This is a genomic window from Bacillus sp. LJBS17, assembly GCF_019334685.1.
Classification (GTDB): Bacteria; Bacillota; Bacilli; order Bacillales; family Bacillaceae; genus Bacillus; species Bacillus subtilis.
Genome location: NZ_CP079759.1, coordinates 2,510,699 through 2,525,493, shown reverse-complemented (window position 1 = coordinate 2,525,493; position 14,795 = coordinate 2,510,699). Strand labels below are relative to the sequence as shown.

Here is a 14,795-nt window from a genome sequence, read left to right as displayed (position 1 = left end):
CGATGGCTATCGCAGATGTAACCATTATCCCAATCGGTACGGAAACACCCAGTGTCAGTGCTTACGTAGCCGATGTGCAAAAGATATTAGAAGGATATCAAGCAGAAGGGAAAATCAAATATCAGCTGACACCGATGAATACGCTGATCGAGGGAGAACTCAGTGACCTTTTTGCAGTCATTCAGGCAATTCACGAAGCGCCATTTCAAAAAGGATTGCACAGAGTGGCAACGAATATCCGTATCGATGACAGGCGTGACAAAAAAACGACGCTTGAGAGCAAAATAGAAAGTGTCAATAAACATTTACAGCCATAAAAATAAACCTGTATCCGATCGGATACAGGTTTTAATGTGCGGTTGGATACCCGCTGTTTATTACGGTCATCACGGTAAACCATCCAAAGACAAATAAGGTGGCACCGGCTAATAAAAACCCGAGTATATTTTTATTTCTAACAGAACGCAAGACTCCCCATAAAGCGAAAAGAGCGACAAGGCCGAAAATCACGACAAGTAACATAACACAGCCCCCTTTACATTGAAAAACCTGCAATTCTTTCCAGTTTTATTCTACCTGTTTTTTATAGGTTTGTCGATAGCGTTTTCATTGCGATTGTTTGAATCTTTTTTAAAAAACCCTCATAATAAGAGCATAAAAAAGAAAGAGGTGATAATAGTGAAATGGAGACGAATGCCAGTAGGGCCGATTCAAGCGAACGCATATTTTCTCATCAGTGATGATCAATGCCTGATTTTTGATCCGGGCGGCGAGGGACATAAAATCAATCAATACATAAAAGAAAAAGGGCTGACGCCTTTAGCCATTTTGCTTACACATGCCCATTTTGACCATATTGGGGCGCTTGATGAAGTGAGAGAAAAATGGGATATCCCTGTTTACCTGCATCAAAATGAAAAAAATTGGCTTACGGATGCTTCTTTAAACGGCTCCGGCATGCTGCGAGGGATAGAAGTCACAGCTAAGCCTGCAGATCATCTAATTGAAGGCGACGGTGAGTTGAATATCGGGCCGTTTCATTTGGAAACATTATTTACGCCGGGACATTCACCAGGCAGTGTGTCTTACTACGTGAAAGATGCAGACTTGGTTATCTCCGGAGATGTCTTGTTCCAAGGCGGTATAGGACGTACGGATTTAATAGGCGGCGATCAAGAGACGCTGCTGACGTCCATTCATGAAAAACTGCTTACGCTTCCGGAACACACGCTGGTGTTAAGCGGCCATGGACCTGAAACAGACGTACTGACTGAGCAGGATCAAAATCCGTTTTTAAATGGGTTTTCATTGTAAAAAAAGAGACAAACCGATAAGGTTTGTCTCTTTTTGCATTTAATGGCCTCCGCCGCCGGGCACCATAATAAAAATTGAGTAATATGTAAAGCCGGCGAAGAAAATCGTTAAATAAGCGCCAAAAATATAAATATACATGCGTTCGGTTAAGTTCAAATACGATAGAAACACAAATAAGATCGTCTGTCCAAAAAATAAAAGGGAAGCATCTTTCATATCACCTAAATAAAACATGACTGCAAAAATTCCCGTCCAAAATCCTAACACCCGGAACATGCGATTCATTTTTATCCCCTCCCGAGAGTCCCTCTGACTGTTATTATAATAGATCACACCTAGAAATGTAAACATTTTCATTATTAATATACAAATGGAATTTGTCCCTTTGATTGTGTTTTCTATTGTATGAATGTTTTTTAAAAAATAATCCGAAAAAAGTTCTGTAAATGGTTTAAATGAAAAATGATCCGGGTAGTTATTCTACAAAGAGATGGTTAACTGAGGAGGAAAAAACGAATGGAACAACAATTAACTTTTTACTCATATCCAAGCTGCACGTCATGCCGAAAAACAAAACATTGGCTTAAAGCACATCAAATTGAATTTAACGAACGGCATTTATTCAGAGAAACCCCGACAAGAGAAGAATTAAAGTACATTTTATCGTTAACGACAGAAGGAATTGATGAAATTTTGGCGACAAGAAGCCAGACTTTCAAAAATTTAAATTTAAACATTGAAGAAATGACGGTAAATGAGGTGCTGGAACTTTTAATCGAGAAGCCGAAGCTTTTGCGACGCCCGATTCTAGTAGACAACAAAAAGCTGGTGATTGGTTATAACCCGGGAGAACTGTTGAAGTTATCGAAGAAGAAAACGGTTCATCAATCTGCATGATGAAAAACCGAAGATCCGCTGATTTATTCGAATCAGCTTATCTTCGGTTTTTCACCTGTTCAGAAACTGGGCTAGCTGGATTCGAACCAACGATCACGGAGTCAAAGTCCATTGCCTTACCGCTTGGCTATAGCCCATTGAATCTAAACATAGTATGTGTAAAGGCAGACGCGTTATACATATATAGCGTACATTTTTCAAAAACAGGAGGGAGCTCATTAAGATGATAGCTCTTGATCAGCACTTAACAGAGCACAAAGAAGATATCACGCAACAATGGCTGGAAGTTTGTACGTCAAAAGGCAGCTGGCTGTATTCAGCGAAAGATCAGCAAAAACTAGAACAAAAGTTAAAAGACCAGCATGAATTATTGGTGACCATCGTAGCAAAATCCCTTAGAAAAGAAGACGTAGAGGATGAGCTCAACCGGTGGTCTCTTCAATGCGCCAGAGACCGTGCCGTTCATGAAGTGACGGTTACACAAAGTGTCGGCCAGTTTAACACCTTCAGGCACATTATGTTTGAATGGATTCAGAAATTCAGCGAAGCTTCTTCTCAAGACATCAGCATTCAGGAATTTTATGAGTGGAGCCGGATCTTGAATCAAAACATTGATGAGATCATCGAAGTGTTTACGGAAGAATATCACCAGGTGACCATGATACAATTAAACGCGCAAAAAGAAATGATTAATGAATTGAGTGCGCCGATTATGCCGATTACTGATGGAATTGGGATTCTTCCGCTTGTCGGTGAAATTGATACGCACAGAGCGAGGACGATTTTGGAGTCTGTGCTGGAGCAGTGCTCAGCGTTAAAGCTCTCGTATTTATTTTTAGATATTTCGGGCGTTCCTATCGTTGATACCATGGTAGCCTATCAAATTTTTAAAGTGATTGACAGCACCAAATTGCTCGGCATTGAGACGATTATTTCAGGAATCAGGCCGGAAATTGCCCAAACTGTCGTGAAGCTGGGTCTGGATTTTTCGAATGTGAAAACCGAGCAAAGTCTTGCTAAAGCCCTGGCCAATAAAGGGTTTAAAATAAAAGAGTGTTGATGCCTTTGCCATGTTTATCTTGAAAGATAGCAGCTGAACAGCCTTTCACGGGCTATTCAGCTTTTTTAACTTCTATAAATAAAATGTGATGGCTGTTGATGTCTTTTACCTTAAAAGAGTAGCCATCATATTCTATGGCACTTTCAGGCTCAGCGTCTATGTTTTGTGTCAAAAACCAGCCGCCCAAGGTGTCTACTTCAGCCTCTGATAAATCGGTTCCAAGCAGGCTGTTAACATCGCTGATTAATAATTTTGCATTTAACAAGTAATGATCCTTTCCAAGTTCGCGGATATGAGGCACTTCATCCGCATCAAATTCATCACGGATTTCCCCTACAATTTCTTCGATAATATCCTCGACAGTGACCAAACCGGACGTCCCGCCATATTCATCTATGAGGATCGCCATATGAGTGCGTTCCTTTTGCATTTTCAGCAGTAGTTTATAAATAGGAATCGTCTCAATGACATGGATAACGGGCTGTACGAAAGGTTCAATTTGATGCTTCTTGATTGAAAAATCTTTCGTCAGCATGGAAAACAGCACTTCTTTCATATTAATCACGCCAATAACGTTATCTTTATCCTCTCTTACAACTGGGTACCGTGTATATTTTGTTTGCTTGACTGTTTCCTGAAGATTTGAAATGGAGTCTTCATCTAGTGACAAACTGACCATTTCATTTCGCGGCACCATAATTTCCTTTGCCATTCGTTTATCAAAGGTAAAGATATTATTCATGTACTTTAATTCACTTTTTCTGATCTCGCCGCTTTTATAGCTTTCAGCCAATAGGACCCGAAGTTCTTCCTCTGTATATGCCAGCTCGTGCTCTGATGCCGGCTTCAGTCCAAACACTCCTGTAATCAATCGGGCAGAGTGGTTCAACAGCCAAATGAATGGAAACATGATCTTATAAAACCAAATAAGCGGTTTAGCGAACAACAAGGTAATGCTTTCTGCTTTTTGAATGGCGAAACTCTTTGGCGCCAGCTCCCCGATAACGACATTTAAATACGTAACCGCTAAAAATGCGATGACGAGTGACAGCAGGTGGGTAAGCGATTCATTTAAGCCTGCTTTATGAAAAAGCGGTCGAAGCAGAGTTTGCACAGTCGGTTCCCCAAGCCATCCCAGTCCTAAGGCTGCGACTGTGATGCCCAGCTGACAGGCTGATAAATATTCATCAAGGTGAGTGATGACATGCTTTGCCGCTTTAGCACCTTTCTTTCCTTTTGCGACAAGCTGATCAATTTTGGACCGCCGCACTTTTACGATTGAAAATTCTACGGCAACAAAAAATCCTGTTAACAAAATAAGAATAGCGACTGCTAGTAAATTGACAAATTCCAAAACAACTGCCTTCTCCAAGGAAGGCATGCACCTCCCTTTTCCGATGTCTTTCTACATTCCATACCACCTGAAAATGCTCATAAAACATGTGTTGAAGCGGCAGACTGGTTTAGTGACGCCGTTATTGGGCAATTAAAGAATAAAGAACAAAAGTTTGGAGGAGCTTGACATGAAGGCACATACGGGAAAGGATTGGTTTTGGTACCAAATGGGGCCTCAAGAAAGAAGTAAGGCAAGGGATCTAATCCATTTTTCTCACTGGCCTCAGTGTGAAAAGTGGTTTGAAAATAACCATCACGTTAATTTTTTGCGAGTAGATACAACTGAAACGGAAAATGAAGCGGTATTTGGGTCGATTGTTTATGATCAGGGGCTTGGTGAAGAAAAAGACCATACTGTTTTTCACTTTTATATCACCAGACAATATTTTTTTACAATCAACTTTGACTTTTCAATTTTGAGAGAGATTAAAGGAAAAGAAGTTGTCCGGCAAATGGAAAGAGCGGACAATGCGATAGAGGGGTTTTTAATTCTTCTCGGCGAACTAATGAATGCGTATTTAATCGGTGTTGATGAATTTGAAGTAAAGCTGAGAAAGCTTAGATGGCAGATTAAAGACGACAATAGCAAAAGCATTTTAAACCGCGTCCATCTCCTGCGCCATGAACTGATGATTTGGAAAAATTTGATACTAAGCGCTAAAAAAATTGAAATGGCGTTGAAAGAAACCTTTTTACCTCAAAATGAAGAGAAAAAGGATTATCAGCGGACACAACTGAAAATTGACAGGGGATTTACATACATCAGCGAATTTGAAGGGGAGCTTAACAATCTGTTGCATTCAGAGGAAGTCATTACCTCACATAGGGGGAATGAAATTGTAAAAGCGCTGACCATTTTCACGACGCTTTTTACGCCGATTACAGCTCTGGGGGCCTTATGGGGGATGAACTTTTCAGTGATGCCGGAACTGAATTGGAAATACGGATATCTCTTTTCTCTCTTATTGATTGTCACATCTACAGTTCTGATCTATCTCTATTTGAGGAAAAAAGGCTGGACGGGAGATATGCTGCAGGAGCGGAAGAAGAAAAAGAAACCTCGAAAAAGGCGGACTCTATAGGATGTTTCATATTTTGTGCAGCGTGCCCCGCTTTTTCACCAGACATATCAGGGTGACCGGATACGATGTCAAGGCGCTTATGACAGAGCATCAAATCCGCAGTTTATCGATTCTTGAAAATGACCAAATGACCAAATGACCAAATGACCGGTATTGTTGCATTAGGCGACCTTTCCGTTGAGAAAGATACTGGTCAAAAAGCGAAAACAGCATAATAAAATGGAATCAAGCAGGCATGGTGACCATGTCTGCTTTTTTATTTATAGGGAAAATTATAATGACAGGGGCACATTCAGTTGAAAGTCTTTTTTTCTTTCCAGAAAGAATTGGTTTTTCAGCATATAACATCTCACAAAATCACGTTTTCCCTGTTTGATTACCGCTCCTTCTTTTTCTACAATATGCGTTGAAAGGAGAGGGAATCAAATTGGATTCAATAGAAAAGGTAAGCAAAAACTTGATTGAAGAGGCATATCTAACAAAGGCTTCTGATATTCACATCGTGCCGAGGGAGCGGGACGCTATCATTCATTTTCGGGTCGATCATGCCTTGCTGAAAAAAAGGGACATGAAAAAAGAAGAGTGCGTAAGACTGATTTCACATTTTAAATTTCTTTCAGCAATGGATATAGGTGAAAGGCGAAAGCCGCAAAACGGTTCGCTTACGTTAAAGCTGAAAGAGGGAAATGTTCATTTAAGAATGTCAACGCTGCCCACAATTAATGAAGAAAGCCTCGTGATCAGAGTGATGCCCCAATACAATATCCCTTCGATTGATAAATTGTCGCTATTTCCAAAGACAGGAGCCACATTACTCTCGTTTTTAAAACATTCCCATGGCATGCTCATTTTTACCGGGCCAACTGGTTCAGGGAAGACTACCACACTATACTCTCTCGTTCAATATGCAAAAAAACACTTTAATCGAAATATTGTCACATTAGAGGACCCTGTTGAAACAAGGGATGAAGATGTTCTTCAGGTTCAGGTGAATGAAAAAGCCGGTGTAACTTATTCTGCAGGTCTGAAAGCAATTTTGCGCCATGATCCCGATATGATTATTTTAGGTGAGATCAGAGACGCGGAAACAGCTGAAATTGCGGTGCGGGCAGCGATGACGGGACATCTGGTACTAACGAGCCTTCATACGAGAGACGCAAAGGGCGCCATTTACAGACTGCTTGAATTCGGTATCAATATGAATGAAATCGAACAGACTGTCATTGCAATAGCGGCTCAGCGCTTGGTTGATTTGGCTTGCCCGTTTTGTGAAAACGGATGTTCATCAGTGTATTGCCGACAGTCACGAAATACCAGGAGAGCTAGCGTTTATGAGCTTCTATACGGGAAAAATCTTCAGCAATGTATCCAGGAGGCAAAAGGAAATCATGCAAATTACCAATATCAAACGCTTCGTCAAATTATCAGAAAAGGAATTGCGCTCGGCTATTTAACGACAAACAACTATGACCGGTGGGTTTATCATGAAAAAGATTAGAAAAGTCTGGTCATTAAAGGATCAAGCCAGGTTATTAAAGCGGCTCGGTGAAATGACTGCGGGGGGATATACGCTTCTGGATGGATTACGCCTGATGGAACTTCAGATGAATAAGAGGCAGGCGGCTGACTTGACTGATACGGTCACTTGTTTGAGGGAAGGGGCTCCGTTTTATCAAGTACTAAAGAGTTTGTCATTTCATAAGGAAGCCGTAGGTATTTGTTATTTTGCTGAAACACATGGTGAACTGCCTGCTTCCATGATCCAGAGCGGAGAGCTGCTGGAACGAAAAATTGCACAGGCAGACCAGCTGAAAAGAGTGCTGCGCTATCCGCTTTTCCTCATCTTTACGGTCGCTGTCATGTTTTATATGTTACAGTCCATCATCATTCCTCAGTTTTCCGGTATCTATCAATCGATGAATATGGAAACCTCACGTTCAACCGATATGCTTTTTGCTTTTTTTCAGCATATTGATCTTGTGATCATTTTGCTTGTTCTTTTTACAGCAGGTATCGGGATTTATTATTGGCTTGTGTTTAAGAAAAAATCACCTGCCCGGCAAATGCTGATTTGTATCAGTATTCCTTTGGTTGGAAAGCTTGTCAAGCTGTTTAACAGCTACTTTTTTTCTTTGCAGCTAAGCAGCCTTTTAAAATCAGGCCTCTCAATTTATGACAGCCTTAATGCATTTAAACATCAAACGTTTCTCCCTTTCTACCGCTGCGAGGCTGAACAATTGATTGAACGGCTAAAAGCCGGTGAGTCAATTGAATCCGCTATTTGTGGAAGCCCTTTTTATGAAACTGATTTATCAAAAGTCATATCTCACGGCCAGCTGAGCGGCCGATTGGATCGGGAGCTTTTCACATACAGCCAATTCATATTACAGCGGCTGGAACACAAAGCGCAAAAATGGACAGGCATCCTTCAGCCAATGATTTATGGATTTGTTGCAGCGATGATCTTACTTGTGTATTTATCTATGCTTGTGCCTATGTATCAGATGATGAATCAAATGTGAAAGGAAGAGGCTGATGAATGAGAAAGGATTTACACTTGTTGAAATGTTAATCGTGCTCTTTATTATTTCGATTTTGCTTTTAATTACGATACCGAACGTCACGAAACATAACCAAACCATTCAAAAAAAGGGCTGTGAAGGCTTACAAAACATGGTTAAGGCACAAATGACTGCATTTGAGCTTGATCATGAAGGACAAACTCCGAGCCTTGCCGATTTACAGTCAGAGGGCTATGTGAAAAAGGATGCTGTCTGTCCAAATGGTAAGCGCATTATCATCACCGGCGGAGAAGTTAAGGTTGAACATTAAATTAAACGAGGAGGAGGGGTTTACCCTTTTAGAAAGTTTGCTTGTGTTAAGCCTTGCCTCTATCCTCCTGGTGGCCATCTTCACTACACTTCCTCCTGCTTATGACAATACAGCTGTCCGACAGGCAGCAAGGCAGCTGAAAAATGATATTATGCTCACACAGCAGGCTGCTATTTCCCGTCAACAAAGAACAAAAATTTTCTTTCATAAAAAAGAATATCAATTAGTCATTGGTGATACGGTCATTGAACGTCCGTATGCAAGGGGACTTTCTATAGAACTGCTGACATTAAAAGACCGTTTGGAATTTAATGAGAAAGGGCACCCGAATGCAGGCGGAAAAATACGAGTAAATGGCCATGCCGTATATGATATAACAGTTTATCTAGGGAGCGGGAGAGTCAATGTGGAGAGAAAATAAAGGTTTTTCTACAATAGAAACAATGTCTGCGCTAAGCCTGTGGCTGTTTGTGCTGCTGACAGTCGTCCCCTTGTGGGACAAGCTGATAGCTGATGAAAAAATGGCGGAATCACGAGAAATTGGCTATCAGATGATGAATGAGAGCATTAGCAAATATGTCATGAGTGGTGAAGGAGCCGCGTCAAAAACGATTACAAAGAACAATCATATCTATGCAATGAAGTGGGAGGAGGAGGGCGAATATCAAAACGTATGTATCAAAGCCGCAGCTTATAAAGAGAAATCATTTTGCCTCAGCATCCTGCAGACAGAATGGCTACACGCTTCTTAACGTATTATTTTCGCTCTCAGTCTTTTTGCTCATATCAGGATCGTTAGCTGCGATTTTCCATCTGTTTTTATCTCGACAGCAGGAACATGAGGGTTTCACACAGCAAGAATGGATGATTTCGATAGAACAGATGATGAATGAATGCAAGGAATCACAGGCAGTTAAGACAGCCGAGCATGGGAGCGTGTTAATCTGCACCAATCTTTCCGGACAAGACATCCGTTTTGACATTTATCATTCAATGATAAGAAAAAGAGTGGATGGCAAAGGGCATGTTCCGATTTTAGATCATATTACTGCCATGAAAGCTGATATTGAAAATGGTGTTGTTTTGCTGAAAATTGAGAGTGAGGACCAAAAAGTGTATCAAACTGCTTTTCCAGTCTATTCGTATTTAGGAGGGGGGTGAATGTATCGTACAAGAGGGTTTATTTATCCAGCTGTTCTTTTTGTGTCAGCGCTTGTGCTGTTAATCGTGAACTTTGCTGCTGTTCAATATATTTCACGCTGCATGTTTGAGAAGGAAACAAAAGAGTTATACATAGGAGAGAATTTGCTTCAAAATGGTACGCTTCTTTCGATTCGGCACGTTCTAGAGAAACGGAAAGGCCAGGAGGGTACGCAGCAATTTCCATATGGACGGGTTTCTTATTACATTCATGATACATCGATAAAAGAACAAAAAGAAATCAACTTAAGAGTGTCAACTGAGTCGGGAACAGAAAGAACTGCACAGATCGTGTTTGATCAAAAACAGAAAAAACTGCTGAGATGGACAGAATAAAACAGTGTAAAGGGTATAAAAAAAGTCATGTGAGACAACACTTCATAATAATTGAATGATGAGGTGATCACGTGAAAACGAATGATTATGTTAAATATATGACTCAGCAATTTGTCAAATATATAGATACACCGAGAGATGAGCGAAAAGAACGAAAAGAGGTGCGGAAAGAAACAAAAACGCCTGCTTCTCAGCAGTGGTTCGGTATTTTACCCTATGGCTTCCGGCTTTGGCTGAAACGGAAAAAATAACCGCAAATAAACGAATAAGGTCCTTCAAAAAATGGAGGACCTTATTGATATTCTTCTAATATGGCGATTTTATTGACCTTTTGGCTATAAGGATCAAATGAAATCGTCACAAAAACGCCGAATTCTTTTGATCCTTCCCTCAGAGTTAAATGGTATTGCTTCACTGCTTCATCTTTTCTTTTACGGTCCCATACTTTTTGTTTGAACAGTACCTGTGCGAGCGGGTACCTTTTTTTTGCTTCTTTTACAGCAATCTCTTCCCATTTGGACATGTGACGGGAGGTTACAAGCGGTGTTTCTTCTGCGTGAGCGGCTGTGGTGCCAAAGACAAGAAGAGTTAGACAAATCATACATTGTTTGATCATCATGCTGTCACCCTTTCTTGTTTATTATTACCAAATAATAACGGGATATGCATTTAAATTCTCACATAACAATCCCAAAAATTTCAAAAAAATTGAAAAGATGAGCAATACTGAGCAAGACTTTGTAATATGATGAAAACATTCTTTTAAACGAACAAAATGAGTGATTTTGGTGTTTTTAAATCTATAAATCGTTGATTATACTCTACTTGTGTAGTTCTTTAAAAAGAACGATTGTCATATCAAGTTACAGTGTTTTACAGGAGGTAAGATATGTTTCGATTGTTTCACAATCAGCAAAAGGCGAAGACGAAACTGAAAGTTCTGCTAATCTTCCAGCTTTCAGTCATTTTCAGTCTGACTGCCGCAGTATGCTTACAATTTTCCGATGATACAAGCGCTGCTTTTCATGATATTGAAACATTTGATGTCTCACTTCAAACGTGTAAAGACTTTCAGCATACAGATAAAAACTGCCATTATGATAAACGCTGGGATCAAAGTGATTTGCACATATCAGATCAAACGGATACGAAAGGAACTGTATGCTCACCTATCACCTTATTTGCTGAGCTCGAAAATACAGGTGAGAAACTTAAGAAATCAAAGTGGAAGTGGGAGCTTCATAAGCTTGAAAATGCCCGAAAACCGTTAAAGGATGGGAACGTGATCGAAAAAGGATTTGTCTCCAATCAAATCAGCGATTCACTTTATAAAATTGAGACGAAGAAAAAAATGAAACCCGGCATTTATGCATTTAAAGTATATAAACCGGCAGGCTACCCGGCAAACGGCAGTACATTTGAGTGGTCGGAGCCTATGACGCTTGCAAAATGCGATGAAAAACCGACAGTCCCTAAAAAAGAAACAAAGTCGGACGTCAAAAAGGAGAATGAAACAACACAAAAGGATATACAGGAAAAAACAATGAAAGAAGAAACATCTCAAGAAGCTGTAACCAAAGAAAATGAAACTCAATCAGACCAGAAGGAAAGCGGGGAAGAGGATGAAAAAAGCAATGAAGCTGATCAGTAATATTTTATACGTGATCATCTTTACTCTTATTATTGTGCTGACACTTGTCGTGATTTCAACACGTTCATCCGGGGGAGAGCCGGCTGTGTTTGGGTATACATTGAAATCAGTTCTGTCAGGTTCGATGGAGCCGGAGTTCAATACAGGTTCCTTAATATTGGTCAAAGAAATCACTGATGTGAAAGAGCTCCAAAAAGGTGACGTTATTACATTTATGCAGGATGCAAATACGGCGGTCACCCACAGAATTGTTGACATAACAAAGCAAGGAGACCATTTGTTATTTAAAACAAAAGGTGATAATAATGCAGCAGCTGATTCAGCGCCTGTATCGGACGAAAATGTTCGCGCGCAATACACAGGTTTTCAGCTTCCATATGCCGGCTATATGCTTCATTTTGCCAGCCAGCCAATTGGAACGGCTGTATTATTGATTGTTCCCGGCGTGATGCTGTTAGTGTACGCTTTTGTGACGATCAGCAGCGCCATTAGAGAAATTGAAAGAAAGACAAAAGCCTTGGAAACAGATACAAAGGACAGCACCATGTCCACTTAACTTCAGTTGTAAACCTGGCAACAGGTTTCGATATAAAACATTCAATAAAAGGGGAGTTTTAACCATGGGTATGAAAAAGAAATTGAGTTTAGGAGTTGCTTCTGCAGCACTAGGATTAGCTTTAGTTGGAGGAGGAACATGGGCAGCATTTAACGACATTAAATCAAAGGATGCTACTTTTGCATCAGGTACGCTTGATTTATCTGCTAAAGAAAATTCAGCGAGTGTGAACTTATCAAATCTAAAGCCGGGAGATAAGTTGACAAAGGATTTCCAATTTGAAAATAACGGATCACTTGCGATCAAAGAAGTTTTAATGGCGCTTAATTATGGAGATTTTAAAGCAAATGGCGGCAGCAATACATCTCCAGAAGATTTCCTCAGCCAGTTTGAAGTGACATTGTTGACAGTTGGAAAAGAGGGCGGCAATGGCTACCCGAAAAACATTATTTTAGATGATGCGAACCTTAAAGACTTGTATTTGATGTCTGCTAAAAATGATGCAGCGGCTGCTGAAAAAATCAAAAAACAAATTGACCCTAAATTCTTAAATGCAAGCGGTAAAGTCAATGTAGCAACAATTGATGGTAAAACCGCTCCTGAATATGATGGTGTTCCAAAAACACCAACTGACTTCGATCAGGTTCAAATGGAAATCCAATTCAAGGATGATAAAACAAAAGATGAAAACGGGCTTATGGTTCAAAATAAATATCAAGGCAACTCCATTAAGCTTCAATTCTCATTCGAAGCTACACAGTGGAACGGCTTGACAATCAAAAAGGACCATACTGATAAAGATGGTTACGTGAAAGAAAATGAAAAAGCGCACAGCGAGGATAAAAATTAATAACAGCCATAAAAAGAGACGGCCCAGTATTCATATACTGGGCCGTCTCGATGGTTATTGACAAAAGAGGAGTTAGTGCCTCTGCTCAGGCACTACTCCTCTTTTTGGGATTTTCTCCATTTTTGATAATCTAAAAATTCACGAAATTGTTTTTTCGATACCCCGGATGTCATTGCATCGCGAACCAATTTCTCCCATTCACTATCTAATTGACCATCGTATTCGGTTTCATGTTTCTCATCGAGCAAAGTATGAACCGAGACGTCCAGAACAGCGGAGACTTTTTCGAGAAATTGAATGGAGGGGTTCGTTTGTAGATTTCGTTCTATTGAGCTTAAATAAGACTTCGCTACCCCAGCTTTTTCAGCTAGTTCTGATAGTGAGTAGCCTTTTTCTTTACGGTATTGTTTAATACGCTGGCCAATCAATGTCATCACCTTCCTTGTGATATTATAGCACATTCAGAAAGGATTTACGGTATGACTTCTGGCTGCCGGACCAGGATGAGCAGACTTTTTGTTTAAAAGTAAATATTTTCGTATTTCTTCCGGGCTGATATTTGCCTCTTTGGCTTCCATCATCAATTCAACCCATTCTTGATCCAATTCAAAGTGCTCTTGTTTTGCATTTTTCATGCAGTTTCTCCTCCTAAAATACTTGTTTATGTATTTCAGCCAGTCCGGCCATGACTCATTGTATGCTTCATTAGTCTCTGGAAGTCATTTCCCCTTTAAAAATGCCAGAATTTTTTTCCAATATACCTTTATTATAATCGCATTTTTTCAAAAAAAACGAGAACGATGTCGAATGAATAAAAGTTAGCTTGAAATATTATTTTGCAGATAAAATAATCCGCCATTTTCAATTTCAACTGATATCTTTGGTTGATACAAGGTTTTCAGCGCCTGTTTTTCTAGATGGTATTCTTCTGGTTTTTCTTCTATATGCTCGTAAAACTTATCAAGCAATATCATGTCATTTCTCCACCTATTAACCGCCTGTTCCGCCCAGTCGGACGGCTCCTGCATAGCGGATTTGGAAATATAGTTTTCCATACGCTTAAGTCCGCTTTCTGGTTTGATCATAGGTGAAATGGTGAAGCAATAGTCACATATTTGTGATGTCAGTGAAAGCTGAGTCAGCTTGCTTTGAAAATCTTCAATTATCGTTCCAGAGACTAGGTGAAGACCTAGTGACAATAACTTATCCTTTTTCATGTCGGACTGGTATGAAATCGTGACATTTATACCAAGCCAAGGCTGAAGTGGGACTTTGGCTCCGGCTGATTCAATTTTCTCATACATTCTGGTAAATCTCCCATTTTGTTTAACAGCTTTAAATATTTGAAAAAGACGCGGGGCCCCAAAATATATAAATTCACCATCTAGGTCTTTTGGCGCATTTTCTTTATCTGTAATAAAAGTGATTTTCATTGGATTCGGATCACCGCCTGTCTTCTCGCGCCAATGCCAGTAGAAAGGGCGGTTCATGATTTGTTTGTCCATTTCAACTGTAAGCTGCACTGTCATATAGCCTAAGCCTTGATCGACGATTTGGCAGCTGTTTGCTTGAAAAAAACGCAGCAGAAAATCGTGAACCTCTTGCTGTTTCACTAGTAAAAC

Annotated in this window: 24 protein-coding genes and 1 tRNA gene; 17 read left to right on the top strand and 8 right to left on the bottom strand. The window is 40.1% G+C overall.

Translation table 11 applies throughout. From position 1 onward, the window contains the following. Positions 1–2: 2 nt before the first annotated feature. On the top strand, positions 3–317 hold the full coding sequence (locus tag KXZ66_RS13060; RefSeq protein WP_003230139.1) for an MTH1187 family thiamine-binding protein: 315 nt from the start codon (positions 3–5) through the stop codon (positions 315–317). Positions 318–348: 31 nt separating this feature from the next. Here the strand turns inward: KXZ66_RS13060 and KXZ66_RS13055 are convergent, their stop codons facing one another. Further along, positions 349–522, bottom strand: a complete 174-nt coding sequence (locus tag KXZ66_RS13055) for a DUF2759 domain-containing protein (RefSeq protein WP_003230141.1) — start codon at positions 520–522, stop codon at positions 349–351. Between the two features lie 156 nt (positions 523–678). Here KXZ66_RS13055 and KXZ66_RS13050 point away from each other — a divergent pair, with 156 nt between their 5' ends. Next, positions 679–1,314: an MBL fold metallo-hydrolase gene (locus tag KXZ66_RS13050; protein WP_014480263.1), complete on the top strand. Its 636-nt coding sequence runs from the start codon at positions 679–681 to the stop codon at positions 1,312–1,314. A gap of 39 nt (positions 1,315–1,353) precedes the next feature. Here the strand turns inward: KXZ66_RS13050 and KXZ66_RS13045 are convergent, their stop codons facing one another. Further along, the gene (locus tag KXZ66_RS13045) at positions 1,354–1,599 is read right to left on the bottom strand and encodes a DUF2626 domain-containing protein (protein WP_003226300.1); all 246 of its coding nucleotides are present in this window, start codon (positions 1,597–1,599) and stop codon (positions 1,354–1,356) included. A 231-nt stretch (positions 1,600–1,830) separates the two neighbouring features. Here KXZ66_RS13045 and mgsR point away from each other — a divergent pair, with 231 nt between their 5' ends. Next, positions 1,831–2,211: a transcriptional regulator MgsR gene (gene mgsR / locus KXZ66_RS13040; protein WP_003230147.1), complete on the top strand. Its 381-nt coding sequence runs from the start codon at positions 1,831–1,833 to the stop codon at positions 2,209–2,211. A 66-nt stretch (positions 2,212–2,277) separates the two neighbouring features. On the opposite strand, the gene KXZ66_RS13035 is transcribed toward mgsR, so the two are convergent. Further along, a tRNA-Gln gene (locus KXZ66_RS13035) sits at positions 2,278–2,348 on the bottom strand. A gap of 86 nt (positions 2,349–2,434) precedes the next feature. On the opposite strand from KXZ66_RS13035, the gene rsbRD reads away from it, so the two are divergent. After that, complete coding sequence (rsbRD, locus tag KXZ66_RS13030) at positions 2,435–3,271, top strand: RsbT co-antagonist protein RsbRD (protein ID WP_021480027.1); 837 nt, start codon at positions 2,435–2,437, stop codon at positions 3,269–3,271. Between the two features lie 52 nt (positions 3,272–3,323). On the opposite strand, the gene KXZ66_RS13025 is transcribed toward rsbRD, so the two are convergent. Continuing rightward, the gene (locus KXZ66_RS13025; RefSeq protein WP_021480026.1) at positions 3,324–4,652 is read right to left on the bottom strand and encodes a hemolysin family protein; all 1,329 of its coding nucleotides are present in this window, start codon (positions 4,650–4,652) and stop codon (positions 3,324–3,326) included. Between the two features lie 142 nt (positions 4,653–4,794). Here KXZ66_RS13025 and corA point away from each other — a divergent pair, with 142 nt between their 5' ends. The 10 genes from corA (at position 4,795) to KXZ66_RS12975 (ending at position 10,367) form a co-directional block, all read left to right on the top strand. Then, a complete protein-coding gene (gene corA / locus KXZ66_RS13020) occupies positions 4,795–5,748 on the top strand; it encodes a magnesium transporter CorA (protein WP_015483432.1) in 954 nt (317 codons plus the stop codon). Between the two features lies 1 nt (position 5,749). Continuing rightward, a complete protein-coding gene (locus KXZ66_RS22600; RefSeq protein WP_021480024.1) occupies positions 5,750–5,887 on the top strand; it encodes a hypothetical protein in 138 nt (45 codons plus the stop codon). A gap of 288 nt (positions 5,888–6,175) precedes the next feature. Further along, entirely contained in the window at positions 6,176–7,246 is a 1,071-nt protein-coding gene (gene comGA / locus KXZ66_RS13010) for a competence protein ComGA (protein ID WP_004399124.1), read from the top strand. Next, positions 7,233–8,270 (top strand): comG operon protein ComGB, encoded by a 1,038-nt coding sequence (gene comGB / locus KXZ66_RS13005; protein ID WP_021480022.1) that lies wholly within the window; start codon positions 7,233–7,235, stop codon positions 8,268–8,270. Before comGA ends, comGB begins: the two co-directional genes overlap by 14 nt. Before the next feature lie 13 nt (positions 8,271–8,283). After that, a complete protein-coding gene (gene comGC, locus KXZ66_RS13000; protein ID WP_003230162.1) occupies positions 8,284–8,580 on the top strand; it encodes a comG operon protein ComGC in 297 nt (98 codons plus the stop codon). After that, entirely contained in the window at positions 8,570–9,001 is a 432-nt protein-coding gene (gene comGD, locus KXZ66_RS12995) for a comG operon protein ComGD (protein ID WP_021480021.1), read from the top strand. The genes comGC and comGD overlap by 11 nt, the downstream gene beginning before the upstream one ends. Beyond that, on the top strand, positions 8,985–9,332 hold the full coding sequence (comGE, locus tag KXZ66_RS12990; RefSeq protein WP_021480020.1) for a ComG operon protein 5: 348 nt from the start codon (positions 8,985–8,987) through the stop codon (positions 9,330–9,332). Before comGD ends, comGE begins: the two co-directional genes overlap by 17 nt. A 25-nt stretch (positions 9,333–9,357) precedes the next feature. Further along, the gene (comGF, locus tag KXZ66_RS12985; RefSeq protein WP_031315212.1) at positions 9,358–9,741 is read left to right on the top strand and encodes a competence type IV pilus minor pilin ComGF; all 384 of its coding nucleotides are present in this window, start codon (positions 9,358–9,360) and stop codon (positions 9,739–9,741) included. Further along, positions 9,742–10,116, top strand: a complete 375-nt coding sequence (gene comGG / locus KXZ66_RS12980) for a competence type IV pilus minor pilin ComGG (RefSeq protein WP_021480019.1) — start codon at positions 9,742–9,744, stop codon at positions 10,114–10,116. A gap of 71 nt (positions 10,117–10,187) precedes the next feature. Then, positions 10,188–10,367, top strand: coding sequence for a YqzE family protein (locus KXZ66_RS12975; RefSeq protein ID WP_014480252.1), 180 nt, complete (start codon positions 10,188–10,190; stop codon positions 10,365–10,367). 41 nt (positions 10,368–10,408) lie between these two features. Here the strand turns inward: KXZ66_RS12975 and KXZ66_RS12970 are convergent, their stop codons facing one another. After that, positions 10,409–10,735: a YqzG/YhdC family protein gene (locus KXZ66_RS12970; RefSeq protein WP_021480018.1), complete on the bottom strand. Its 327-nt coding sequence runs from the start codon at positions 10,733–10,735 to the stop codon at positions 10,409–10,411. Between the two features lie 270 nt (positions 10,736–11,005). Between KXZ66_RS12970 and tapA the strand changes: the two genes are divergently transcribed. The 3 genes from tapA to tasA all read left to right on the top strand — a co-directional run bounded on the left by tapA (position 11,006) and on the right by tasA (position 13,173). Beyond that, positions 11,006–11,767 carry an amyloid fiber anchoring/assembly protein TapA gene (gene tapA, locus KXZ66_RS12965; protein WP_077671431.1) on the top strand — a complete coding sequence of 254 codons (762 nt, stop codon included), beginning with the start codon at positions 11,006–11,008 and terminating at the stop codon, positions 11,765–11,767. Next, positions 11,751–12,323: a signal peptidase I SipW gene (sipW, locus tag KXZ66_RS12960; protein ID WP_003246088.1), complete on the top strand. Its 573-nt coding sequence runs from the start codon at positions 11,751–11,753 to the stop codon at positions 12,321–12,323. Before tapA ends, sipW begins: the two co-directional genes overlap by 17 nt. A 64-nt stretch (positions 12,324–12,387) precedes the next feature. Next, positions 12,388–13,173 carry a biofilm matrix protein TasA gene (tasA, locus tag KXZ66_RS12955; RefSeq protein WP_014477324.1) on the top strand — a complete coding sequence of 262 codons (786 nt, stop codon included), beginning with the start codon at positions 12,388–12,390 and terminating at the stop codon, positions 13,171–13,173. Between the two features lie 92 nt (positions 13,174–13,265). Here the strand turns inward: tasA and sinR are convergent, their stop codons facing one another. The 3 genes from sinR to KXZ66_RS12940 all read right to left on the bottom strand — a co-directional run bounded on the left by sinR (position 13,266) and on the right by KXZ66_RS12940 (position 14,786). Then, positions 13,266–13,601 (bottom strand): transcriptional regulator SinR, encoded by a 336-nt coding sequence (gene sinR / locus KXZ66_RS12950; protein WP_003226345.1) that lies wholly within the window; start codon positions 13,599–13,601, stop codon positions 13,266–13,268. Between the two features lie 33 nt (positions 13,602–13,634). After that, positions 13,635–13,808: an anti-repressor SinI gene (sinI, locus tag KXZ66_RS12945; protein ID WP_014477323.1), complete on the bottom strand. Its 174-nt coding sequence runs from the start codon at positions 13,806–13,808 to the stop codon at positions 13,635–13,637. Between the two features lie 183 nt (positions 13,809–13,991). After that, on the bottom strand, positions 13,992–14,786 hold the full coding sequence (locus KXZ66_RS12940; RefSeq protein WP_021480015.1) for a YqhG family protein: 795 nt from the start codon (positions 14,784–14,786) through the stop codon (positions 13,992–13,994). Positions 14,787–14,795: the final 9 nt, after the last annotated feature.